This window comes from Psychrobacter sp. M4 (assembly GCF_055699795.1).
Map to the genome: position 1 here is coordinate 97,727 of NZ_CM146740.1, position 23,817 is coordinate 121,543.

At 43.3% G+C, this 23,817-nt stretch carries 22 protein-coding genes and 2 tRNA genes; 11 read left to right on the top strand and 13 right to left on the bottom strand.

Translation table 11 applies throughout. The annotated features are described in order from the left end of the window. Nucleotides 1-89 precede the first annotated feature (89 nt). The 9 genes from ACR63N_RS00410 to recN form a co-directional block, all read right to left on the bottom strand. Nucleotides 90-950 carry a hypothetical protein gene (locus ACR63N_RS00410; protein ID WP_367106694.1) on the bottom strand — a complete coding sequence of 287 codons (861 nt, stop codon included), beginning with the start codon at nucleotides 948-950 and terminating at the stop codon, nucleotides 90-92. A gap of 282 nt (nucleotides 951-1,232) precedes the next feature. After that, on the bottom strand, nucleotides 1,233-1,571 hold the full coding sequence (locus ACR63N_RS00415) for a DUF3817 domain-containing protein (protein ID WP_472782303.1): 339 nt from the start codon (nucleotides 1,569-1,571) through the stop codon (nucleotides 1,233-1,235). Between the two features lie 210 nt (nucleotides 1,572-1,781). Next, nucleotides 1,782-2,720, bottom strand: a complete 939-nt coding sequence (xerD, locus tag ACR63N_RS00420) for a site-specific tyrosine recombinase XerD (protein ID WP_367106696.1) — start codon at nucleotides 2,718-2,720, stop codon at nucleotides 1,782-1,784. Further along, nucleotides 2,710-3,939: a methyltransferase gene (locus ACR63N_RS00425; protein WP_367106697.1), complete on the bottom strand. Its 1,230-nt coding sequence runs from the start codon at nucleotides 3,937-3,939 to the stop codon at nucleotides 2,710-2,712. The genes xerD and ACR63N_RS00425 overlap by 11 nt, the downstream gene beginning before the upstream one ends. A gap of 60 nt (nucleotides 3,940-3,999) precedes the next feature. Next, entirely contained in the window at nucleotides 4,000-4,326 is a 327-nt protein-coding gene (tusA, locus tag ACR63N_RS00430; RefSeq protein ID WP_367106698.1) for a sulfurtransferase TusA, read from the bottom strand. A 55-nt stretch (nucleotides 4,327-4,381) separates the two neighbouring features. Beyond that, nucleotides 4,382-4,849: a hypothetical protein gene (locus ACR63N_RS00435; protein ID WP_367106699.1), complete on the bottom strand. Its 468-nt coding sequence runs from the start codon at nucleotides 4,847-4,849 to the stop codon at nucleotides 4,382-4,384. A gap of 70 nt (nucleotides 4,850-4,919) precedes the next feature. Continuing rightward, the gene (gene ruvX / locus ACR63N_RS00440) at nucleotides 4,920-5,411 is read right to left on the bottom strand and encodes a Holliday junction resolvase RuvX (RefSeq protein ID WP_367106700.1); all 492 of its coding nucleotides are present in this window, start codon (nucleotides 5,409-5,411) and stop codon (nucleotides 4,920-4,922) included. Next, a complete protein-coding gene (locus ACR63N_RS00445; protein ID WP_367104884.1) occupies nucleotides 5,404-5,967 on the bottom strand; it encodes a YqgE/AlgH family protein in 564 nt (187 codons plus the stop codon). The genes ruvX and ACR63N_RS00445 overlap by 8 nt, the downstream gene beginning before the upstream one ends. 90 nt (nucleotides 5,968-6,057) lie before the next feature. After that, on the bottom strand, nucleotides 6,058-7,737 hold the full coding sequence (gene recN, locus ACR63N_RS00450; RefSeq protein ID WP_367106701.1) for a DNA repair protein RecN: 1,680 nt from the start codon (nucleotides 7,735-7,737) through the stop codon (nucleotides 6,058-6,060). Nucleotides 7,738-8,384: 647 nt separating this feature from the next. Between recN and ppnP the strand changes: the two genes are divergently transcribed. Both ppnP and rlmB read left to right on the top strand, forming a co-directional pair. Then, entirely contained in the window at nucleotides 8,385-8,720 is a 336-nt protein-coding gene (gene ppnP / locus ACR63N_RS00455; RefSeq protein ID WP_367104886.1) for a pyrimidine/purine nucleoside phosphorylase, read from the top strand. A 171-nt stretch (nucleotides 8,721-8,891) separates the two neighbouring features. Next, on the top strand, nucleotides 8,892-9,662 hold the full coding sequence (rlmB, locus tag ACR63N_RS00460; RefSeq protein WP_472782304.1) for a 23S rRNA (guanosine(2251)-2'-O)-methyltransferase RlmB: 771 nt from the start codon (nucleotides 8,892-8,894) through the stop codon (nucleotides 9,660-9,662). On the opposite strand, the gene coaE is transcribed toward rlmB, so the two are convergent. The 4 genes from coaE to pilB all read right to left on the bottom strand — a co-directional run bounded on the left by coaE (nucleotide 9,625) and on the right by pilB (nucleotide 14,349). After that, nucleotides 9,625-10,260: a dephospho-CoA kinase gene (coaE, locus tag ACR63N_RS00465; RefSeq protein WP_367104888.1), complete on the bottom strand. Its 636-nt coding sequence runs from the start codon at nucleotides 10,258-10,260 to the stop codon at nucleotides 9,625-9,627. The genes rlmB and coaE overlap by 38 nt on opposite strands. A gap of 166 nt (nucleotides 10,261-10,426) precedes the next feature. Further along, nucleotides 10,427-11,326, bottom strand: coding sequence for a prepilin peptidase (locus ACR63N_RS00470; protein ID WP_367111176.1), 900 nt, complete (start codon nucleotides 11,324-11,326; stop codon nucleotides 10,427-10,429). Between the two features lie 7 nt (nucleotides 11,327-11,333). Beyond that, on the bottom strand, nucleotides 11,334-12,557 hold the full coding sequence (locus tag ACR63N_RS00475; RefSeq protein ID WP_367104890.1) for a type II secretion system F family protein: 1,224 nt from the start codon (nucleotides 12,555-12,557) through the stop codon (nucleotides 11,334-11,336). 85 nt (nucleotides 12,558-12,642) lie between these two features. Next, nucleotides 12,643-14,349 (bottom strand): type IV-A pilus assembly ATPase PilB, encoded by a 1,707-nt coding sequence (pilB, locus tag ACR63N_RS00480; protein ID WP_367104891.1) that lies wholly within the window; start codon nucleotides 14,347-14,349, stop codon nucleotides 12,643-12,645. A 209-nt stretch (nucleotides 14,350-14,558) separates the two neighbouring features. Here pilB and tpiA point away from each other — a divergent pair, with 209 nt between their 5' ends. The 9 genes from tpiA (at nucleotide 14,559) to truB (ending at nucleotide 23,568) form a co-directional block, all read left to right on the top strand. Continuing rightward, on the top strand, nucleotides 14,559-15,362 hold the full coding sequence (tpiA, locus tag ACR63N_RS00485; protein WP_367111178.1) for a triose-phosphate isomerase: 804 nt from the start codon (nucleotides 14,559-14,561) through the stop codon (nucleotides 15,360-15,362). 277 nt (nucleotides 15,363-15,639) lie between these two features. Continuing rightward, on the top strand, nucleotides 15,640-15,948 hold the full coding sequence (gene secG, locus ACR63N_RS00490) for a preprotein translocase subunit SecG (RefSeq protein ID WP_367104893.1): 309 nt from the start codon (nucleotides 15,640-15,642) through the stop codon (nucleotides 15,946-15,948). A 216-nt stretch (nucleotides 15,949-16,164) separates the two neighbouring features. Next, nucleotides 16,165-16,249: transfer RNA gene (locus ACR63N_RS00495), tRNA-Leu, on the top strand. A 149-nt stretch (nucleotides 16,250-16,398) separates the two neighbouring features. Then, nucleotides 16,399-16,475: transfer RNA gene (locus ACR63N_RS00500), tRNA-Met, on the top strand. Between the two features lie 372 nt (nucleotides 16,476-16,847). Next, nucleotides 16,848-17,348 carry a ribosome maturation factor RimP gene (rimP, locus tag ACR63N_RS00505; RefSeq protein ID WP_367104894.1) on the top strand — a complete coding sequence of 167 codons (501 nt, stop codon included), beginning with the start codon at nucleotides 16,848-16,850 and terminating at the stop codon, nucleotides 17,346-17,348. Between the two features lie 175 nt (nucleotides 17,349-17,523). Next, nucleotides 17,524-19,008 carry a transcription termination factor NusA gene (gene nusA / locus ACR63N_RS00510; RefSeq protein WP_367104895.1) on the top strand — a complete coding sequence of 495 codons (1,485 nt, stop codon included), beginning with the start codon at nucleotides 17,524-17,526 and terminating at the stop codon, nucleotides 19,006-19,008. 198 nt (nucleotides 19,009-19,206) lie between these two features. Further along, complete coding sequence (infB, locus tag ACR63N_RS00515; protein ID WP_367104896.1) at nucleotides 19,207-21,933, top strand: translation initiation factor IF-2; 2,727 nt, start codon at nucleotides 19,207-19,209, stop codon at nucleotides 21,931-21,933. A gap of 135 nt (nucleotides 21,934-22,068) precedes the next feature. Further along, a complete protein-coding gene (locus ACR63N_RS00520; protein ID WP_367104897.1) occupies nucleotides 22,069-22,458 on the top strand; it encodes a ribosome-binding factor A in 390 nt (129 codons plus the stop codon). A 9-nt stretch (nucleotides 22,459-22,467) separates the two neighbouring features. After that, nucleotides 22,468-23,568: a tRNA pseudouridine(55) synthase TruB gene (gene truB, locus ACR63N_RS00525; protein ID WP_367104898.1), complete on the top strand. Its 1,101-nt coding sequence runs from the start codon at nucleotides 22,468-22,470 to the stop codon at nucleotides 23,566-23,568. Nucleotides 23,569-23,817 lie beyond the last annotated feature (249 nt).

A 23,817-nucleotide genomic window follows, 5' to 3' on the forward strand; every position in this document is an offset into this window, starting at 1 on the left:
ACTAAATCGCAGCGGAAGACGATTAATGCATGATTGAGAATTTTAAAAAAAGTTACGATACACTTTGCGTACTTTACGAACTATTTCCATTACACAACTAGGTTAGTCAATTCAGGTAGAATACTACTACTCAACAGCGCAGTACCAACCGTAATATGCTCAGACATTGAAGACATTAATTTGTTGTATATACTTTTGAGGCTTGAAGGAGTATTAGCCTCTTTCATTTCATAAACTATAGTTTTTACAATCTCTTTTTCTTCAGTTTTGGCTGAAGAATTATCTATAGTATCAATTAGTTTTTGACAAATTTTTGCTAGTTCTTCACTAGTGTTTTGGTTAATGGTCATAGTGCTAGCATTATTGTTACCAGTAGAAATTTGGCTATGTTGAAAATGCCCAGAATTGTTAACTGTATTCATCTCAGCTCTCATTTGATTGCGGACTTCAGTCATAGTAATTTCCCCAGACTGTATTTGATAAGAATAGCTAGCTTTTATTATATTAATAAGAGTCATTATTTCAGTAAGCTGATCACACATTTCAAGTGTTTTCGCAAGCATGTGATTTACAGACCACTCGTTGTATCCACTTTTTTCATAAATCTCATTAATTTCAAAGTGTTCAGCTTCTGCCCATTTTTTCAAAAATGTTAGCTGAAACTCTAATTTGTCTATAGCCGTTTTTAATAACGCCGTTCGTTCAATTGTTAAACATTCATAAATATGACTAGGAACTGAAGAAGCTAAATCTCTACCTGAAGCATAAATTTGAGATATTTTATAACTTAAATCAGGTATTTGTGCTTTCAGATTTCTTTCAAACCTTTCTACATTTTTGCAATGAATAAAAAACTCCTCATATTCTTGAAATTTTTTCACATAACGTTTGATTTGATTTATTAACTCATCTACGTTGACAACATCATTAGAAATAATTGAATAACTCATTTATTACCCATCTAAATAGTTTAAGATATTTAAAAATATGAATTTAACATATGAGATGCAAATTGGCATCGCACACTATATGTAGTCAACCACATAACAATCTCTATTTTTCCATGTGGTCTATGGAGGGTATGTTTTGTACCCCATCAGTCTCACATTTAGAATTGTAATCAGCATGCAATCTCGTCGTCGCTACACGAAATGACCTCGCGCGATTGATAAATTGTTATACCAAGAAGGGTTTAACTTCCAAGCATCTATAATACAGAAAATTTCTCAATCCTATTTACTCAAACTCTTCTTTAATAAATAATCAAATATAAACGGCCCAAAAGGCAAAAATGAGCCGAGGACCCCAGCAGGCAGTGCCCAAAGCGGCATTTTTATTTTACTTGTAGCGAACACAAGCGTCAAAATATAGCCAATAAATAGCGCCCCGTGCGCCATACCGATATATCTTACAGGTTCGGGAATTCCCAGCATATACTTTAGCGGCATCGCAATACCAAGCAATAATAAAAAAGAAGTACCCTCTAAATAACCCATAATAGTCAGCGTTTTGAGTGCAGAGTTTTGTTCTTTTGTCAGAGTAGATAGGGGATATGACTGAGCTTGCGACACTGTATTGTCCTTTTACGATCACTGATAACTATTTATATGAACAGTTGAATTATTCAGTTGAGCTGGATTAGCGAGTAGGGTGGGCGATAGAGTAACCCACCAAGTTTAAAATAACGTTATCAAAAAAGGTGGGTTACGTCTTAACAGCATTCTCTTTGAGAATTTGTTAAGTCTAACCCACCCTACATCAAACATTTACAATCTTATATTTTAACCACGTGGATGATGCTCAGCATGCAATTTTTGCAACCTTGCCGTTGCCACATGAGTATAAATCTGCGTGGTGGATAAATCACTATGCCCCAGCAATAACTGCACGCTACGCAGATCGGCACCATGATTAAGCAGATGGGTAGCAAAGGCGTGACGTAGGGTGTGCGGTGATAACTCTTTATCGATACTGGCGACTTTAGCGTATTTTTTAAGCAGGTACCAAAAGTTCTGCCGCGTCATATAACCGCCTTGCGCCGTCAAAAACACCGCTTGGCAATTGCCAGATTTCAGATGTGCAATCAAATCTCCGCGCCCATGCGTTAGATAGTCTTCCAGTGCGTCCGCGGCGTATTCGCCTAATGGCACTAGCCTAGTTTTATTACCTTTTCCGGTGATCTGTAGCCAGCCTGAATTGAGATTGACTTGCTCAAGCGACAGGTTAATCAACTCACTAACCCGAAGACCACAGGCGTAAAGTACCTCAAGCATGGCTTTATCACGTAGACCTAGGGCAGTGCTAGTGTCCGGCGCAGCAAGCAGATTATCAACGTCCGACTCGCTTAAGTCTTTAGGCAGGGGACGCCCCAACTTTGGGCTTTTGATACGCTCGCAGGGGTTGTCTTCACGTAGACTACTGGCAATCATCCATAGATAGAATTGACGCAGACTTGAGAGCATCCGTGCTTGCGTGCGCGGGGTTTTGCCATCTTGAGTAAGAGTTGATAAGCAGTGCAGTACATCATCGGCTTGCCATTTGGTCAGGGCAGTAGGGCTGGTTAATTCGCAAGCACGCAGATCGCGCACATAAGCATTACGTGTCCGCGTTGCCAGTCCTCGTGCTAGCATAGCTTGACGAAACTCAGTGATATAGCTTGGCTCATCATCGACAGCTAGCGCTTTGGGCTGACGCTGCTGTACGGCGCGATCACGGCTCATAGGATGAACTCACTAAACACCACAAGGAGGTAATCTCGGCACTCCTCGCCGCGTATAAAGAATCGTTCTCATCTTGGCTACGACCATGCTTGGGCTGGGTATCAAGACGGTATTTTACTTTCAGTCCGCTATCTGCAAACCAGCTCAACAGCTCATCACGAGTGCGCAGCTGTAAATGCTCAGCCAAATCTGAAAGTATTAGCCACACTTCACCTTGATCGCTTAAGTACTGCTTTGCGCCTTGCAAAAACCCACGCAACATTGTGCTATTGGCATCATAGACGGCGTACTCAAGCGGCGAGCTGGGTTTCGCAGGGAGCCAAGGCGGATTACAGACAATCAAATTCGCTAGTGGCGCATCAGTTGGAAACAAATTGGCTTGCTGTAACTGTATGCTAGATAGTTGCAAGCGCGCGAAGTTCTCGCGAGCACAGTCTAAAGCACGCGGATTCAAGTCCGTAGCAACTACTTGTTTCACACCGCGCTGCGCTAAAATAATGGCTAACAATCCGGTACCCGTACCGATGTCATAAGCAATATTACAAGCATCTGGCAGGGGCGCATCGATCAATAGCTGTACATACTCATGACGGGTGGGTGCAAAGACCCCATAATGCGGGAATATCGAGAGGCCTAAACTTTCAATCGCTACGCCTTTTTCGCGCCACTGCGCCGCACCTAACGCACCTTGCAAGTCTCGAAATGAGAGCAGACACGACTCATCTACCCCTTTTTCCAACTGGCCAAAAGCTGCTATGCAGGCTGCGCTCACATCAGGGGCACGGCGCAGCTTACTGACATAACCAGTATCCAGCTCTAATAGTAAACGGCTTAATATACGCGCACGTTGGGCTTGCAGTTGCCGCTGTTGATGAAAAAGATTAGGTGTTTCTTGAGATTTTTCTATGGACTTAGACTTAGCAGGCTGCTTAACCACTTTTTTCATTTTACGCAGCTTTGAGCGCTCATTAGTACGCTCAATACGCCGAGTGATCGCTTGCAAGAGTTGCCGCCCGTTATAAAAGTCACCGCGATACAACATTGATGTGCCAGCACAGGCTAAGCGGTAAGCTTCATCAGCGCTTGTTTTATCATCGACTAACACAACACGTGTAGGCGGCGTATAGTCACTTGCAGATAACCAGCGAGCATGACGTAAGGTATCTTTGCCGTTTTCGTTTTCATGCCACTGCACATACTTTTTTTCTATTGGTAACAAGTGATCTACCTTTCATAGGGGGATGATAGGACTGTTATAAAGCTTTAATGTTTAACGGTCTTAAGCACTTTTCTTTTTTACCACGTATCGATAAAGACTCGCGCTAGTAGGTTTGTTATCATCGCTATCAACCCTTATTTCATCAGGATCAATAGCTACATTTACTTGTTCAGCCAGCGTTTCTTGATAAATCAAATCATGCCCTAGATGACGACAAAAATTGGGAATGTCGCGCGTGGTCGCAGGATCAGTGGCGAGTATTTCAATCACCTCGCCGCCATCTGCTTGACGAATAGTTTTGTGCAACATCATCACCGGTTCTGGACAAATGAGACCTTGCGTATCCAAATGATGATCGATAGAAGTGTTAAGGGTTGAAGTTGTCATAGTAGTCATATAAAACGTTTATTCAATGAATTTAAAGGATGTTTACCAGTATTCGTTATTGTTCTACAGTTGTTGTAGCGGTTTGTTCAGTGGCTAGAAAATCAAAAAAGCGCTTAAAGTTAGATTTAAATAAAAATGCCACGCCAAGCCAGCAAGACAGTCCTAGCCACGCCGCATCAGCAAATAATAAGCCACCAAGCAGAATAATAGTAGATACGCCGATACTGAGCACAATCATTGATGGCTGGCTTAGCCGATAACGATAAATCACTAGCGCATCATAGATGGTAATAGGGATGGTCAGTGTAATTAGCGTATAAGGTAGATTGAAGTACAACCAATAAAGCAGCTGGCTGCCGTGAAACATCTTTATACTGGCAATCGTACCAAAGACGATAAAAGCAATAATCGCAGCGTATAACATATAGATGGCTACTCGGTTCGCGTTCTGAGCGCCTTTAATACGAGCAATAGCCAAGGGCGCAAAACCATGCTGGCCGGATCGATCTAAAACAGTGGTCATAGCAGTTAGCCCTTTATAGACATATTTTTATAATACCCTAAGCTTGATGTTTTTAATCGACTTTAGCTTTTCAATCTACTTTGATGGTATCAATAGCCATCGCGCTACTGGGGTCGGAGAAGTATGTAGATAGTAAAATACAAGCTGAGATATCATCAATGGGGTCGCGCTCATCTTCAATCCAGCCATTCTCCCAAGCAATTTCGCGTGCTTCTATAGAGGTCAAACGCTCATCACACATTTTAACTGCTACTGGTAAACGTTGCTCCATTAAACGGTGCGCTAGGCGGCGCGCAAACTTATGCGCGCGCCTACTTAGCATGGAGCTGCTGCCATCCATATTTAGTGGCAAACCTACCACCACTTGGGTCACGCCCCACACCTTGATAATACCTAGCAAGTTATCCCAATCTGGCTGCCCGTTGTTCATTGCTAAAATATCAAAGGCGCGCGCGGTTTCGGTCACAGTGTTACCCAGCGCCATGCCCATTTTTTTGACACCGTAATCAAGTCCTAACATAAGATGAGGTTTAACTATCGCTTCGGCTACATTATCAAGCATGACCAATATCACTACTCAAATAATCGAAATTAACGCCGATCTTATCAGCAGCGGATTGCCAGCGTTCCTCAAAAGGAGTGTCAAATAATAAAGTTAAATCGGCCGGACAGATGAGCCAATCACCGCTCTCAATTTCGCGTTCAAGCTGTTTTTTACTCCAGCTGGCGTGGCCTAAGCACAAGTGATAATAGCCAACCCCTTCGCCAGCTGCAATACGTTTGAGCACATCTTGGCTGGTAGTGATACAGACATTCTCTGAGATAGCAAAAGAGGATGCCCACTCCGGCTGCCCCGTATGTAGCACAAAACCCACCTCAGGGTACATAGGACCGCCTTCTAGCGCCAGATCATCCATCACTTGCGGATTGGTGACATTGATATTTAAATCTTCTAGTAGTTTGCCCACGCGTGCCTGTTTTAGCGGACGATTTACCATCAAGCCTAAGGCACCATGTTTATCATGTCGACAGATATAGATCAGCGCCTGCTCAAACCTGGGGTCTGATAAACTAGGCGCCGCAATTAAGAAATGATGGGTCAAATTAGCTTTGAACATAGAGGCAAATGCAACATAAATAAAGGGATGAGACACTACTATATGATGATCATCGATAAAAAATCAACAGAAGGCGGTATTAACTGATGTCTATCTAACATCGGTCAATAGACTACGTGCATGATCTCGCGTGACGTCAGTGATATTGATGCCGCCTGACATCCTAGCCAATTCATCTATCTGCGCCTCTGGAGTTAAAATAACAAGCTCGCTTTGAGTTTGCTTATCATGATGCTTTTGTACCAAGATATGCTGATGCGCTTGTGCGGCTACTTGCGCTTGGTGAGTAATCGCCAACAGCTGCTGGGTTTGACCAAGTGCTCGCAGCAGCTCACCCACTACTTGCGCAGTACCGCCGCTGATACCGACATCAACTTCATCGAATACTAGCATGGGTTTGGCAGCATTACTCTCAGAACTCGTTGCTTGCAGAACCTGCATGACCAGTGCCATACGAGACAACTCACCGCCCGAGGCAATTTTATGGAGCGGCTGCATTGGCATACCAACATTGGCACTAAACAGCAAGTCAATATCAAAGCAGCCCTGAGCATTATAGTGACTGGGATCAGCTCTTTTAGTAAAAACAAACTCGCAGCGGGCGTTGGGCAGAGCCAGCGGCTGCAACTGAGCAATCAATTGCGCACAAATCGCGGGCGCCGCCTGCATACGCTTATCGTTAAGCTCGTCTGCCAGCTTAAGATAATCTTGCCAAGCTGCCTCAATTTGGGCGGCCAACACATCACTGCTTGGCTCATTTTCTAGCTGCTCTAATTGCTGTTGCCATACTTTGGCCTCAGCTATCAGGTCGCTGGCTGGCAAATTGTGTTTGCGCGATAATCGGTGCCCCAAGCTAATCAAACTATCTAATGCTTGCAAACGTTCAGGATCGGGCAATTGCTGTTCGGCGTAGTCAGATAGCAAAGCGGTGGCTTCAGTAATCTGCTGCTGAGCTAAATGTAGCTGCTCGGAGGCCAGCCCAAAGGTTTGACTAACGCCCACCTGCTGATCACACAGCTTAATCGCTTGCCCAAGCAAGGTCATAACATCTGGCTCATCGGTATCGTTATCAAGTAAATACAAGCTGCGACCAGCCTCTGTCATCAAAGCTTCAATGTTAGAGAGCTCTTCGTGTTCAGCTTCGATATCAGCATAATCAACCTCTAACAACGGCGCAATATCGGCCAGTTGGCTCTGTAGAAGCTCAATGCGGTCTTTACGCTGGGCTTCGCGACTAGCAATCTCATCGGCTTGACGTTTGAGCTGCTGATAGTGCTGATAACTGCTGGCAGCTTGTTCAGCAAGCCCTGTCACTTGTGCCATAGCGTCAAGCCACTGTACGACAAACTGCGGCTTGAGCAGAGCTTGCTGCGCGTGTTGGCTATGAATATTCACTAAAAGCGCGCCTAAACTTTTAAGCTCGGCTAGGCTTACTGGTGTACCATTCAACCACGCTTTTGAGCGGCCGCTGCTGCTTAGTTGCCGACGAATTAATACCTCCGGCTCTTCCAAATCGCGTTCATGCGCGACAAACCAATCTGCTACTACGCTATTGTCGGCAACATCGAACTGAGCATAAATGTCAGCAAAATCTGCACCATGTCTAACCATAGCGCTATCTGCCCGCTCACCTACGCACAACGACAAGGCATCAAGTAATAAAGACTTACCCGCGCCCGTCTCACCAGTGATGACGTTAAAGCCTTCAGCGACGCTCAGCTCATGCTCAGCAATCAGTGCAAATTGATATAAAGTTAATGATAAAAGCATCAACGTCTCTCACGACAGACAATGAACATCAAATAAAATCCTATTATAAAAGATTTGGCCCAATGGATGATATATAGTGGTAAAAGGTTTTAAATACAAACCTTAAGACTTCAGAGTTCATAATATAGTGTTGGTAAACTAACCGCTGTTAAATTAATAACAGATTGATAGTATTAAAATATTCTAATCATTTAGCCTAACTATAAGAGGCATGAAAAGCAACTTTGTTTAACCCGTTATTTTAAACTAACTTAGTATGCATGTTATAGCAAACATAGTATCAACCATGCAGTTACTGATCTTACTTGAAAGCATGAGTGCCACATCGATATAAGCAATAAACATCATTTCTAGCACTGCTGTAACAAACTTTTTGGAGATAATGTGGTAGCATAATCTCACTTAATCGTAAACTTCTGCGACAAGCGCTACACATGCTGTCTTATGGCTTCTTGCCCTATGTAACCTTATGGGTTGAATCTAGAGAATTGGACAGTTAGATTGGTATTACAGTGCATTTATTAAAAATAACGATGTCAAAAGTCGTGGTTTTAAAATAAGCTGTATTAAAGATTAAGGTTTAAGTTGTAATGTCATCAGACACTTATTTTTTAGTTTAGTCATAATTATTTGATAAGGAAGCCACTATGTCAGCGGCACAATATACTAACGTAACAGTCAATGCTCAGGCTACAGTCACGTATGATGGGCGTTGTTCAAGTCATACTATTATGTTCGAAGATGGACGTCACAAAACACTGGGCGTCATTCTGCCTTGTGATAGTGCTGTTGAGCAGTACCACTTTAGCACCAATACCTCTGAGCGTATTGAGATTACTAGCGGCGAATGTGAAGTCAAGATTAATGGAGATGAAGAGTTTAGTTACTACCGCGCCGGACAGTCTTTCGTCGTTGAAGGCAATAGCAGTTTTAATCTGCGTACCGAAGAGATTGTACAATATGTCTGTCATCTAGAAGGCTGACGCTAGCGCTAAGTCAATTTTAGCTTTAGCTACAGCTAAAAGAGCAAACCGAAAAGAAACTAATAATATCAATCAGATTTTGTTCGTTTCTTTTTTTATGCAATTTTTTATGACCGTAGCAATTTTCTATTATATTAGCTGCTACCTTATTTACAACCAGTAGGTTTTTTTATGGCAAAACCCAGCTATTTTTATGGCATTCATGCTATTGATGCTTTACTTGCCCATCGTCCTCTTGATGCCCTGAGCCTATTTGTGCAGCAAGGCCGTGAGAACGATAGCCACGTACAAGACATTATCGCGCGAGCGCAAGGCTATGGCGTAAGTATTCAGCCGACCCAAAAAGATAAGCTGACACAGCTGTGTGGCAGCCCGCAGCATCAAGGTGTGGTGTTGCATGCGCGTCCATTGGCATTTGCTGACGAGGGTTTATTGGACACCATCTCTGGGCATGATCAATGCTTGCTGCTCGTACTTGATCAGATTACTGACGCCCATAATTTTGGGGCATGCTTACGTACGGCAGTGGCCATGGGCGTTGACGCGGTTATTTGTCCCAAGCATCATGCTGCAAGCCTCACCCCAACAGTAGCAAAGGTATCGGTAGGCGCCGCTGAGATGATGCCTATTATCAGCGTTACCAATTTGGCGCGCACGCTTACACAGATCAAAGAGGCAGGCGTCTTCGTATTTGGTACGGCGCTCAGTAAAGACGCCAAATCAATACATACGGTAGACTTAACGGGGAAAACCGCTTTGGTTATGGGGTCTGAGGGCGAAGGGATGCGCCGCTTAACGCTTGAGCGCTGTGATGAATTGGTATACATTCCCATGTCCGGCAACGAGCATGGGAATCTGCAAAGCTTAAATGTTAGTGTCGCAACTGGTATGGCGCTATATGAAGTTAATCGACAGCGTACTTTAGCTGCTGGGCAAGGGTAAGATAGTTCTGGTGTAAGGGTTCTAGCTGTCGATGCAAAGTCGCTAGATCCTCTTCATTAATGATGATGTCATCTGCATGGCGGTTGCGTTCAGTACGCTCGAGCTGGTTTGCCATAATAGCCTTAATCTTCGACATACTTTGCTCATCGCGCAAGCTGGCACGAGCAAGCTGGGTATCTTCACTGACATCAATAACCAAAATGCGCTGACACAAGTTAGCAAGCCCAGCTTCAGCGCCCTCAATCAATAGCGGCGCTGATAAGATAACATATGACGAGGTGCTCTCGTTCAGCTGTCTTTTGGCCGCTTCACGTATGGCAGGATGGGTAATGGCTTCAAGCTCTATAAGCGCCTCAGGATGAGTAAAAACATGGGTACGTACTGCGGCGCGATCCATTTGCCCGTCTGGTTTGATAACCCAATCGCCAAATCTTTTTTGAATTTTTCTTAAGGTTGCGCTGTCTTTTGCCACAACCTTGTGCGCGATGACATCAGCATCAATAATGTCAATTCCTTGCTCAGCAAACCAGTCACTAGCCGCCGATTTACCGCTACCGATACCGCCTGTTAATCCAACTACTAGAGTTTTATTCGTCATTTTCGCTTGCTACCGCTAAGATATTGAAATTAAGAAGGGCATTGATGTCAGAGTAGATCTATTCTCATAGATAATAAAGGTATGCCCATGACTTTGCAATATCGTAATTTATACCATCAGTCGTTTCATGCCTCTAAAAAGAGATGACTAAAAGATGCTTTGCTAGCTAAACGTACATACCTAAGTACCAGTTGACCAGATCTGTACCGTATAATAAAGCCACTATGCCAGCCATAGCGATATACGGGCCAAAAGCAAACGGGCGGCTCTCGCCTTGTTTTTTTATGAGGATAATACCGACGATAGAGCCAAGCAAGGAAGATAGCAAGATTACTAAAGGCAGCATCATAGGGCCAAGCCAAGCACCCATCACCGCTAATAGTTTAAAATCACCTTGCCCCATACCGTGCTTTTTAGTGATGAGATAAAAGATTTTGACCACGACCCATAGCGATAAAAACCCAAACAATAAACCCCAAATGGACTGAGTGGGTGTTACAAACCAGCCTTGCGAATTTACCGCCAAACCAAGACCAGCTAATGGAAAAGTCAAGCGATCAGGCAACAGCTGGGTATCAAAGTCAATACCGGTTAGCGCAATCAGCGTCCATACCAATACAAGCGCCGATAAACCGCTGGCCGTAACCCCAAATTTGTAGATAACTAAGGCTGAGAGTAGAGCTGTGATTAGCTCAACGAGAGGGTAACGTATACTGATAGGAGCATGACAGCTCGAGCAACGTCCGCGTAGGAGCAGCCAGCTAATTAAGGGAATGTTTTCATACCATCTAATCTTGTGGGCACAGTGCGGACAACGCGACGCAGGTCGACTCAAAGTAATCGGGGTGTCGTTCGCGGTAATCGCTGTTAAAGGCGCGCTATGCTCAGGCGGCATATCAGGCTGCTGCGCCATAAACTGACTGCATTCTTGCCGCCAGCTGTACATCATCATAAGCGGCATGCGGTGAATCACCACATTTAAAAAACTACCAATACAGAGACCTAAGATCGCAAATACTACGAGTGCTAGGATTAGATTGTCTTGTAGTAATGCTATAAACGCCATCAAATTATTATCCTACCACTGAGCCCATCTGGAAGATTGGTAAATACATGGCGATGACCAGACCACCGACCAATACGCCCAATACCGCCATAATGAGTGGTTCCATTAGACTAGTTAATCCATCGACAGCGTTATCTACTTCGTTCTCATAATATACTGCCACTTTATCGAGCATTTCCTCAAGGCTCCCTGACTCTTCACCGATACCGACCATTTGAATGGCTAGGCTTGGAAAAAGGTTAGTGGTGCGCATAGAAAACTGTAGCTGCTGTCCGGTTGAGACATCATTTTTTATTTGCTGAATCGCATTATAAAAGACCACGTTATTGGCCGCGCCAGCCGTAGAGTCCAAAGCATCAATCAAGGGTACACCAGCGGCAAAAGTAGTAGAAAGCGTACGCGAAAAACGAGCAATGACCGCTTGATAAGCAATATTACCAAATATCGGTGCCTTTAATGCAGCACGGTCCAAAAAATCACGAAATTTCTTCGAACGTTTTTTAGCTTCAGAGAAGCTTACGATAGTAGCACCAATCACGATAATTAAAATAAACCACCATGACTGCATCCATTCCGACATGTTTACGACCATTTGCGTAAAAGCGGGCAATTCTGCACCAAAGGAGGCAAATAGTCCAGAGAATACAGGAACGACTTTGATCAGTAGAATAATGGTTACGATGACAGCCACGACAATGACGGCGATAGGATATTTCATAGCCTTTTTAATCTTCGCTTTGAGTAGCTCGCTCTTTTCTTTATAAGTAGCGACACGCTCAAGCATGGTTTCAAGTGCGCCTGATTGTTCACCAGACTCGACCAAAGAGCAAAATAGATCATCGAAGTAGCGCGGATGTTTGCGTAGCGCTGAAGCAAAAGTACCGCCTGCTTCAATATCTCCTTTAATCTGTAATACCAAGTCTTTCATACTAGGATTATCTAAGGAATCTGCGACAATCTCAAACGACTGAGTAAGCGGTACCCCAGCTTTCATCATAGTGGCCAGTTGCCGTGAAAAGATAGCGATATCAATGGGCTTGATGGCTTTTTTGACGGTGAAAAGCGGTTTAGGTTTTTTCTTAATGGTTTTAACCGTAATACCTTGCTTACGCAAAGTCGCTTTTGCAAGCTCCAAACTGCGACTGGTAGTCTCCCCTTTTATTTTTTGTCCACGCCGATTGACACCGTCATAGACAAAGTCCAATAGCATGTCAGTCTTAGCTTTTGCCATGTCTCTATCCTCAAAGGTTACCTAGTTTATACATCTTATATAGTTGTCGGTGCTGTTTAGTTGTTGGTAGTGCTATTTTATTTAATTATTCAGAAGTCACGCGCATCATCTCTTGGATACTGGTCACGCCTTGCAGTACTTTGAGCACTCCTGAACGGCGTAGATCACGAAAGCCGTTTTTGAGAGCTGCATCTTTGATATCGATTGCATTGCCATCCTCCATAATAATGCGTGAGATATCAGGCACAATTTTCATCACCTCATAAATACCGACTCGTCCTTTATAGCCCTCGCGGCACTCCGAGCAACCCACGGGCTCGTAAATGGTATTGTCGGGGTTGTCCAAATCTTCCTCGGTAAAGCCAATCTCAAGCAGACTTTGCCTTGGCACATCAAGAGGAGTTTTACAGTTTTTACAAAGCCTGCGAGCAAGGCGCTGAGCGATAACTAAGTTTACTGAGGTGGCAATATTAAATGAAGCTACGCCCATGTTACGCAGACGAGTTAGAGTTTCAGGTGCGGAGTTGGTGTGCAGTGTTGAGAGTACCATGTGACCGGTTTGCGCCGCTTTAATCGCGATCTCAGCGGTCTCAAGATCACGAATCTCACCAACCATGACGATATCTGGATCTTGGCGCAAAAAGGACTTAAGGGCGCTTGAGAAAGTTAGGCCTACTTTAGAGTTAACGTTGACCTGATTGATGCCCTCAAGGTTAATCTCAACCGGATCTTCAGCCGTAGAGATATTGGTCGCTCCGGTATTTAAAATGTTAATACCGGTATAAAGAGATACCGTTTTACCAGAACCTGTTGGACCGGTGATGAGTACCATGCCTTGCGGCTTATGCAGCGCCTCCAAAAACATCTCTTTTTGATCAGTCTCATAGCCTAGTGCGTCAATACCAAGCATTGCAGAAGAGGGGTCTAAAATACGTAGAACCAGCTTTTCGCCAAATAAGGTTGGCAGGGAGCTTACCCGAAAATCAATGGCTTTATTTTTGGAGAGTTTAAGCTTAATACGACCATCTTGTGGAATGCGCCGCTCAGATATGTCCATTTGTGACATGACTTTTAGACGTGCGGCGATTTTGCTGGCCAGCTGTACCGGTGGACTGGCTATTTTCTCCATCACTCCATCAACGCGAAAGCGCACACGATAAGATTTCTCATAAGGCTCAAAATGCAAGTCAGATGCGCCCATTCGAATAGCATCGACTAGCATTTTATTGACAAACTTTACCACAGGAGCTTCATCGATGCCGTCCGCTAACTTAGTTTCGCCCGCATCTTCTTCGTTGTCCTCAAAATCGACACTCAAATCACCATCAGCGAAACCGCCAAAACTTTGCATCGTATCGGCATAAATGCTTTCAATACGCTTTTTGAGCTTATCCTCTTCAACCACTACGGTCTCAATGGACAACCGTGAATTAAAAGCAATAGCGTCAATAGCGTCGATGCGAGTCGGGTCACTTAGCGCCACAAATAAGCGCTGTCCGCGTTTAAAAATAGGTAGAGCATTAAATTTGCGTACTATTTTTTCATCAACTAAATCTTTTGGAATGATATCGTTACTAAGAACATTAAGATCAAAAAGTGGATCACCGAACGACTGCGACATCAGCTTTGCAAGCTGATAGGCGTTTGCCATCTTATTATCTACTAGATAAGTAACCAAGCTAATTTGCTGCTGCTGCGCCTCAGTTTGCGCGGTTTTCATGTGCGCCTCGCTCACCACACCGGCATTAGTTAGCTGCTGTGCTAGGCCACCGAACGTAGCTACCGTAGACATCGATCTCTCCTCAGTTTGATCTTCATATACTAAATACAGCTAAGAGTATGCAAGAAACATGACAATTTTAGTCAAGGTCATTTTGAAGTTGGCAGTAGTCAACGTACAACCCTGAGCTGTAGTGCAGTGCTGTAGCTCTAACAAATATTTGTTATACTTGCGCTCAATAGCCATGTTGGCAAAATCAAATAATATAAGGTAGATGTCTAATGCACGCTGTAATTGGAAATTGGAAACAAAATCCGGCAACGATTGATGAAGTGAATACGTTATTAGATAGTTTGTTAGCGGCAACCGAAGACAAAGACGCTAATGATCAACACTGCCAGCTTATGGTAGCGCCAAGCTGTATTCATCTCGCCGGCGTTAGCGCGCGTTTGCAAAACACCTCTATATTAGCTGCTGCCCAAGATATCAGTGCTCATAGTAGTAGTATCGGCGCTTATACTGGCGACTGCTCAGCGCAGCAGATAGCGGATGCAGGCGCGACATGGACCATATTGGGGCACTCTGAACGCCGTCAGTATCACAAGGAGTCGCACCAGACACTAGTCAATAAGGTCAACAATGCGTTTGAACACAATTTAGGCGTGGTATTTTGTATTGGGGAAACTCAAACCCAGTACGATGATAAACAAACTTTTGCAGTACTTGATAAACAATTGGCGGTGATAAAAGACAGTATTGCTAAGTTAAAAGAGCAACATATTGATAGCAAAAAACTCTCTGAGGACCTAATTATCGCTTACGAGCCGGTTTGGGCTATTGGGACGGGCAAAGTACCTACTGTAGAGGAGGTAAGTGCCACTCATGAACATATTAAACAGACTGTAGCCGCTTTCGATAAAGCTTTGCCTGCGGTTACCGTGTTATACGGTGGTAGCGTCAATACCGATAATGCCGATGATTTTGCTGCCAGCACTATGATAGATGGGGCTCTAGTAGGAGGCGCTTCATTAAAAGCAGATAGCTTTTTGGCTATTGCCAACGCCTTTAATCGTGCTAAAAGTTAGGCAGTAGTATCAAAAGATAAGCAGTATGCTGACTTATGAAGGTTAGATTGTCTAAAAACTCCTTATGAGTTATTAAAAGTGAGTTTAATTTATCCCTTGTAATCGTGTACAATGCGCCTTATTTACTGTCATTGTATTTTTACCACTGTAGATAGATACCGATACGGTGTTAATCTATGCCTAATTTTTTAACGTTAAGTGTTTTTTAACGTCAAGTTTTTAAGTTTGAGTTTAAATTTTTGTTAGCAGTCGTCATTACACGGCAAAAGAGGCCACCATGTTTACGTTTATATTAGCCCTGCATATTATTGTAGCGATTGCTATGATCGGCTTGATTTTGATTCAGCACGGTAAAGGGGCAGATGCAGGGGCTTCTTTTGGTGCAGGTTCTTCTGGCACTGTATTCGGTGCAGCGGGTACTGCAAACTTCTTGACCCGCGCAACTGCTGTACTGACTGCGGTGTTTTTTGTAACCAGTATGATCCTTGCGGTTCAAGCGCGTGAGCAGGCTGAAGATCAGTTTCGTCTAGACGCTCCTGTATCTGCGCCGCAAACTCCTAGACCATTAACAGAAAACCCTCAATAGCTGTTAGGCAATACTTTTAAGCTGTTCTTCTTAGAAGCGCTTGCTATTTTATTGGGTTAGTTTTACAATGCTTGCTCGTTTTTATTTCGTTATAGCTATATTTTGTTGTCATCCTCATGACATTAACTACAGTTAATTTAGCTTGATATTAGCGATATAGTAAAAATTATTACCATAATGGAGCTCTATATATAATAGGCTCGATGGAAGTAATAAGCGATTGTGGTGGAATTGGTAGACACGCCATCTTGAGGGGGTGGTGGCGCAAGCTGTGGGGGTTCAAGTCCCCCCAATCGCACCAACTTTTAGATAGTAGCAGTAGATAGATACTTCTTTAAGTACTGTAGGTCTTAAATACTATTAGTATTTATAGTCATTTGATTTAAAGTTAATTTTAAATAAAGATTGACAGGTTGATAGAATCTCCCTATAATATGCATTCTAAATTGATGCGGGGTGGAGCAGTCTGGTAGCTCGTCGGGCTCATAACCCGAAGGTCGTTGGTTCAAATCCAGCCCCCGCTACCACTTTCAATACTGATTTTTGTACACTAAATTTTCAGTTGCAATTAGCCCACCATTAGTTTGTGGGTTTTTTTGTACCTATTAGACAGTGTTACTTGGTCAGCTACGTTGTATTTCTTGAGTTAAGTTACTTTAATACGCTGTATATTGAAGAGTTAAGTGAGCTCGCTTACTGATAAAGTCAGTAGTGTAAGCTTAGAGCCTATCCCATAATATTTCAGTAAATTAGTATGCAAGAGTCGTGAGGCCTCATTTTACGATTGCCTATCTAAAGTATTTTTATACTTATAGCGAACATTAAAAGTGCTCTTTATTAACGGCCATCAAGCTTTACTAAACCCTAAATACCAGTCAATAGGAAGTAATAGATAAAATATGAAACTTTCGACTAAAGTCACAGAATTGACCAATATTATTGAGCCAGCAGTAGCTGCTTGTGATGTAGCGCTTTGGGGTATAGAGTTTGTACCGCAAGGCCGCCGCTCTTTATTACGCATTTATATTGAGTCATTGCCAGAAGAGCAAGCTCAAGATAAGCAAGTAACTATTGAGGACTGTGCTGCTGTAAATCACCAAGTAAGTGGGGTTTTAGAGGTTCATGATCCTATCGCTGGTGAGTATGTCTTAGAGGTATCGTCACCTGGGTTTGATCGGGCGTTTTTCTCAGAAGAGCAGATGCGCGATTATATTGGCCAGACGGTAAGTTTACGTCTGATACAAGCGATAGGGCAAGGTGATAAGAAGCGTCGCAAAGTAACAGGTATTTTAGATAGTATGAGCGATACAGCTTTACAGATTACTGCCACCGATGATGAGATCTTTGAGATCGCTTTTAGCAATATTGATAAGGCTAATTTAATTTTTACAGATATCTAACTTTAAAAGGTTGAATATTCTGTCAGATGTACAATAAATCTACAAGTTGTTCTCATTTGCATACAAGCAACGCTTTAGTAAACAACAAATGACGTATTGATTGCTTTAGCAATACAAGGTTAATACACAAGTTATGAAATTTAAGTTAATTATAGAATGATAGGACAGGTATATCATGAGTCGTGAAATCTTAACGGTAGTTGAAACCGTCAGCAATGAAAAGGGCCTGAATCCTGAAGATATCTTTGAAGCAATAGAAGACGCTTTAGTGGTTTCGACTAAGAAAAAAGTGTACACCGATCAACCAGAAGTAGCTATAAGGGTGGCTATTGATCGTACGACTGGTGATTATGATACTTATCGTTACTGGACAGTAGTTGCTGATGAAGATCATGAGATGCCAGCTTGTCAATTAGCTATTACTGATCTTGATCAAGATGAGTGGTCCATTGGCGATATTAAAGAAGAGCAAATTGAATCGATTGAGTTTGGTCGTATTGCCGCCACGCAAGCTAAACAAGTCATCATTCAGAAAATTCGTGAAGCTGAGCGTGCCTTAGTAGCAGACGCTTTTGAATCGCGCGTTGGCGAGATGATGTATGGCGAGGTCAAAAAACAGACGCGTGATGGTTATATTATTGATTTAGGAGACAATGCTGAAGGGTATTTGTCGCGTGATCATATGCTGCCACGCGAGCAGCTACGGGTGAAATCACGTATCAACGCAATTTTGTATCATGTGAATCGTGAAAATCGCGGTGCACAATTGCTATTGTCGCGTACGCATCCTGAAATGCTCTCGGCCTTGATGCAAAAAGAAGTGCCTGAGATTGCAGAAGAAATTATCGAGATTCGTAATGTCGCGCGCCTGCCTGGTACCCGTGCTAAAATATCAGTCAAGACTAATGATAATCGTATAGATCCGGTGGGTGCTTGTATCGGTATGCGCGGTACGCGTATTCAAGCGGTTCAGCAAGAGCTTGATGGTGAGCGTATTGATGTCGTGGTGTGGTCAGATGATCCGGCGCAGTACATTATTAGCGCACTTGAGCCTGCTGATGTTAGTAGTATTATCTTAGATGAAGATACTCAGACAGCAGACATTGTTTTTAGCACTAATGATCAGCTGGCACGCGCTATTGGATCACAAGGACAGAATGTTCGTTTGGCCTCCGAGCTTACCGGTTACAAACTCAATATGATGCTAGAAGAAGAGTATCAACAGCGTCAAGAAAACGAAACTAAAGCATTTATTGAGCTCTTTTATGATCGTTTAGAAGTAGATCATGATTTGGCACAAGCATTAGTTGATATTGGCTTTACAAGTATCGAAGAAGTAGCTTATGTACCCGTTGAAACTTTTTATGATATAGAAGGTTTGGACGACGAAGCTATTGATATGATTCAAGAGCGTGCCAAAGAGGTCGTCATTGCAGATGAACTCGTTAAACAACAAAATATGAAAGAGCCGAGTCAAGAACTACAAGATCTTGAAGGAATGACTGTTAGTTGGGCCTATAAAATGGCACAAAAAGACATTATTACCGTTGATGATCTAGCTGAACAAGCGGTTTTTGATTTAGAAGATATTGAAGGCTTAGATAGCGAAACCGCAGGTAAGCTTATCATGAAAGCTCGGGAATCTTGGTTCGATGAATAGGCGTTAGCTGCATATCGCTGTCTTTTGGTGGTATGCTATCGACGATAAAGTGCTGATAAAAAATCTCGTTACCTTTTATACTTATACTGATTTAATTTTAATTATAATAAATAACGTTGATATCAGCCTAAACGCAATCATTTGTAGCCAACAATTGAATTGAACATATAGCAAATAATAGACAGTGGGTGATAATAAATGGCAGATAAGACCGTCAAAGAACTGGCAGATATGGTAGGCAAAACCGCTAGTGCTGTACAACAGCAACTAAAGGATGCTGGCTTGCCTGCTCGTGCAGAAGATGACTTGGTCAGCGAAAGCGAGCAAGAAAAGCTAGTGGCGTATTTGAAGCAGAGTCACGGCCAACAAGATAAACGTCGTATTAGCCTCAAATCTAAAACGACAAGTACGGCACGCGTAACTGGCTCCTCAGGTAAATCAAAGAATGTCAATGTTGAGGTGCGCAAAAAGAAAGTATTTGACAAGCCTGATCCTGAAAAAATAGCTAAAGAACTGGCTGCACGTGAACAAGCAATGATTGAGGCGCAAGCTCGTGCTGCTAAAGAAGCCGAGGAGCGTGCGGCTGCTAAAAAAGAAGCAGAAGAGCGTCAGGCAGCAACGTTGGCAGCTATGCGTGCAAGTCTTGGCTCTAACAAAAGCGCAACCGGCAAGAATGAAGATGTTGCAGCATCAGTGGTAGTGAAAAAAGGTGGCAAAGCTACCGCTGAGGTTAAGCCTAAAGAAAAAGAGAAGAAGAAAACTGTCGCTACTAAACCGAAAGTTGAGAGCGCAGCTGAGCGTAAAGCACGTGAAGCACGCGAAAAAGAAGAGAATCGCCTACGCGAGATCGAAGCTGAAACTCGCCGTGCTCAAGCTGAAGAAGCGCAAAAACGTACGCTTGAACAAATGCGTAAAATGGCGGGTAAATATAATGACCGTGAACCGGTTGCCGAAGTGCGTAAAGATGAGCCACTGGCCGAAGGTTTGGTTGGTGACGCACTAGAAGAGTCGTTTGAAAAAGAGCGTCGCGAGATTAAACGCGGTGCTAATAGTACTGGTGCACGTGGTCGTCGTCGTAAGAACCAAAGCGAGCGTGAGATCAAAAACACCAAAAATGGTTTACGTTCAACTCAGGCTAATCAGCATAAATTTGAGAAACCTGTTGAGAAAATCGTTTATGACGTTGAGATTAGTGAGCATATTACGGTAGCAGATCTGGCTCAACGTATGGCAGTCAAAGCTCGTGAAGTTACCAAATTGCTTATGAAAATGGGTGAGATGGCACGCGAGACTGATACTATTGATCAAGCGACAGCAAGTTTAATCGTTGAAGAGATGGGTCATAATCCAGTACCGGTAAGCGACACTAAAGTTGAAGATGATCTTCACGAAGCGGTTGATGAGCGTAGTAGCAACGTTCAGGCGCGTCCACCAGTAGTAACCATCATGGGTCACGTTGATCATGGTAAAACTTCGCTACTCGATAAAATTCGCGAAACCAAAGTGGCTACTGGTGAAGCTGGCGGTATTACTCAGCATATCGGTGCCTATCATGTAAAAACAGACCGCGGAGTAGTAACTTTCCTTGATACTCCAGGTCACGCCGCCTTTAGTGCGATGCGTTCGCGCGGCGCACAAGCGACTGACATTGTAGTACTGGTTGTCGCCGCTGATGATGGCATGATGCCGCAAACCGAAGAGGCGATTGATCATGCTCGCGCTGCTGGTACACCGCTTATTGTCGCTATCAACAAGATGGATAAGCCAAGTGCTGATCCTGATCGGGTACTGAACGAGCTGACCGCGAAAGAAGTGGTATCAGAAGAGTGGGGCGGTGATACGCCAATGGCACGTATCTCAGCTAAGACTGGTGAAGGTATTGATGAGCTCTTAGAGCTTATCAGTCTGCAAGCCGAGCTGATGGAGTTAGAAGCACCTTTAGATGGTGCTGCTCAAGGCGTGGTCATTGAATCAAAACTTGAGAAAGGTCGTGGCCCTGTGGTTAGTGTACTGGTCAAAAAGGGTACGCTAAAGCAAGGTGACTTGGTGCTAGCTGGTGAGCATTACGGTAAAGTTCGTGCGATGATTGATGAGCGTGGACAACGGATCAAATCAGCGGGTCCTTCTATTCCTGTTGAGATATTGGGCTTACCCGAGACACCTGCAGCTGGTAGCGAGTTCTTAGTCGTTACTGATGAGAAAAAAGCTCGTGAAGTGGCTGACTTTAGAACTAATCGTGAGCGTGAGCGTCAACTTGAACGTCAAAATGCTATGCGTTTAGAGAGCATGTTCGATCAGATGGAACAAGGCGATGTGTCGTTCTTAAATATCGTCTTAAAAACTGATGTTCGCGGTTCGCTTGAAGCGCTGCTCTCTGCACTGAACGATTTATCAACTGATGAAGTCAAAGTCAGAGTGATTAGCTCAGGCGTGGGGCCTATCTCTGAGTCCGATGTCACTCTTGCTGAGTCTAGCGAAGCGGTGCTGTTAGGTTTCAACGTGCGTGCAGATGCTACAGCGCGCCGCAAAGCTGATACTGCCAACATGGATATCCGCTACTACAGCGTCATCTACGGCTTAATTGATGATGTCAAAGCGGCTATGAGCGGCCTGCTGGCTCCTGAACACCGTGAGAAAATTCTTGGCATTGCTGATGTGCGTGAAGTATTCCGCTCTAGCAAATTTGGTGCCGCTGCTGGTTGTATGGTGGTTGAAGGTACGATCTATCGTAACAAACCGATTCGCGTACTGCGCGATGACAAGGTGATCTTTACCGGTCAACTGCAATCACTGCGCCGTTACAAAGAAGATGTCAACGAAGTACGTACTGGTATGGAATGCGGCCTTGCGGTTCGTGGTTATGATGTAGAAGTAGGCGATAAGATTGAAGTCTTTGAGATTCAAGAGTTCGAGCGTACTATCTAAACCTACCGCTTAGACCTATTATGTTAGTTTAAGTCTTAGATTAAAATTTACTTAGGCCTAACAGGTCCATCCTGCTAGGCCTTTTTTATCGCACATCTGCCTTATTAACTCAAAATATAAATATAGGATAAAAGTATGAACCAACGTCTACAGCGTTTAGGGGATCAGATTCAGCGTGAACTTGCTGTTCTCATTCGAGATGAGGTGAACGATCCACGTCTTACCGGTTTTGTGACTATCTCAAGCGTAAAAGTAAGCTCCGATTTAGGTTATGCTGATATTTATGTCACTATTATGGAGCCTGAGCTTAACGATGCGATGACCAAGACCAATCATGAACAAAGCATTGAGGTACTAAACAAAGCAGCTGGCTTTTTGCGTACGCAGCTCAGTCATATTTTGAAAACTCGTACTACGCCGCGCTTGCGTTTTCATTATGATGAAGTGACCGCTCGTGGTAATTATATGATGGATTTGATCAATCAAGCCGTTACTAAAACTGAGCAAAATGAAGCTGACGAGTAATCTACCACTATGTCAAAACAAGCGAATAAGCAGTCTAATAAACAACCCAGTAAACAAAAGGTTTCAGGGGTTATTTTGATTGATAAGCCTATAGGTATGACTTCGCAGCAAGTGGTATCCAAGGTCAAATATTTATTCAAATCACCTGAGCACGACAGTAAAAAGGCAGGTCATACGGGTACGCTTGATCCGATGGCGACAGGTTTATTGCCGATTTGTCTAGGTGAGGCCACCAAATTTAGTCATTATCAATTAGATGCTGATAAGTCTTACCAAGCGACAATATTACTTGGTCAGCAGACCGATACAGGCGATGCGGATGGGCAGATAGTAGCTCAAAAGGACGTACCAATCGTCACTAAAGCTTTACTTGATAGTACTGCTCAGGCATTTTTAGGAGCGCAGCAGCAGATTCCGCCTATGTATTCTGCGCTAAAAAAAGACGGTAAAAAGCTATATGAGTATGCTCGTGCTGGTATAGAGATTGAACGAGAACCAAGGAATATAGTAATCAAAGCGATTGAGCTAGTAGCGATAGACGCCCATCATATTCAGCTGACGGTAACTTGCTCTAAAGGTACTTACGTTCGGGTTTTGGCAGAAGATATAGCCAATGCTTTAGGCACACTTGGACATTTAACGGCACTGAGACGTTTAGAGGTTGGCGACTTTAAAGTTGAGGATGCCCTTACATTAGAGCAATTAGAAGCGCTAAATTTTAGGAGTAGATTTGATCCGCTCTTGCCTGTAGAAGCTTGTGTAAATATTGAGCCCAAGCTAATACTGTCAGCGCAGCAAAGCAGCCGGGTACGACAAGGCCAACGCTTGAATGTAACAGAGCAGCTTACAAGCGATCTTAAAGCCTATATTTTAAATAACGTTGAGCAAAGTATAGACCATACAGGTAATCTTGATAACACTATAGTCGACGAACAAAATAGTAGTATCAGTCAAGCTCCCGATTCTAATAGCCGAGATAATGTAGAGCAGCTGCCAAGTTATGAGATCCCTATAGATATACGTCTTGTCAATGAGCAAGGACAGTTTATCGGTTTAGGAGCGGTAAGTTTAAATGGTCGTTTGCAACCTAAAAAGCTTATTCAGTTATAAATATTTTTGTTAGAATTATTAAGGCTCTTATTAAATCTTTTATATTTCTACAATATTTACTAAAGCTTTATATAGCTTACTAGTGCCTTACACTAATCACATATCGTCACATTTAATTGCAGGTTTCACCTATGGTGAAATCTGCTTTTTTTATACACTAATTGTGTCAGACAAAGGGCACTATATGAGAAGTCAATTCATAAGAAACGTATTCACTAAAAAGTTTGCATACAATAAAAAAACTAACGC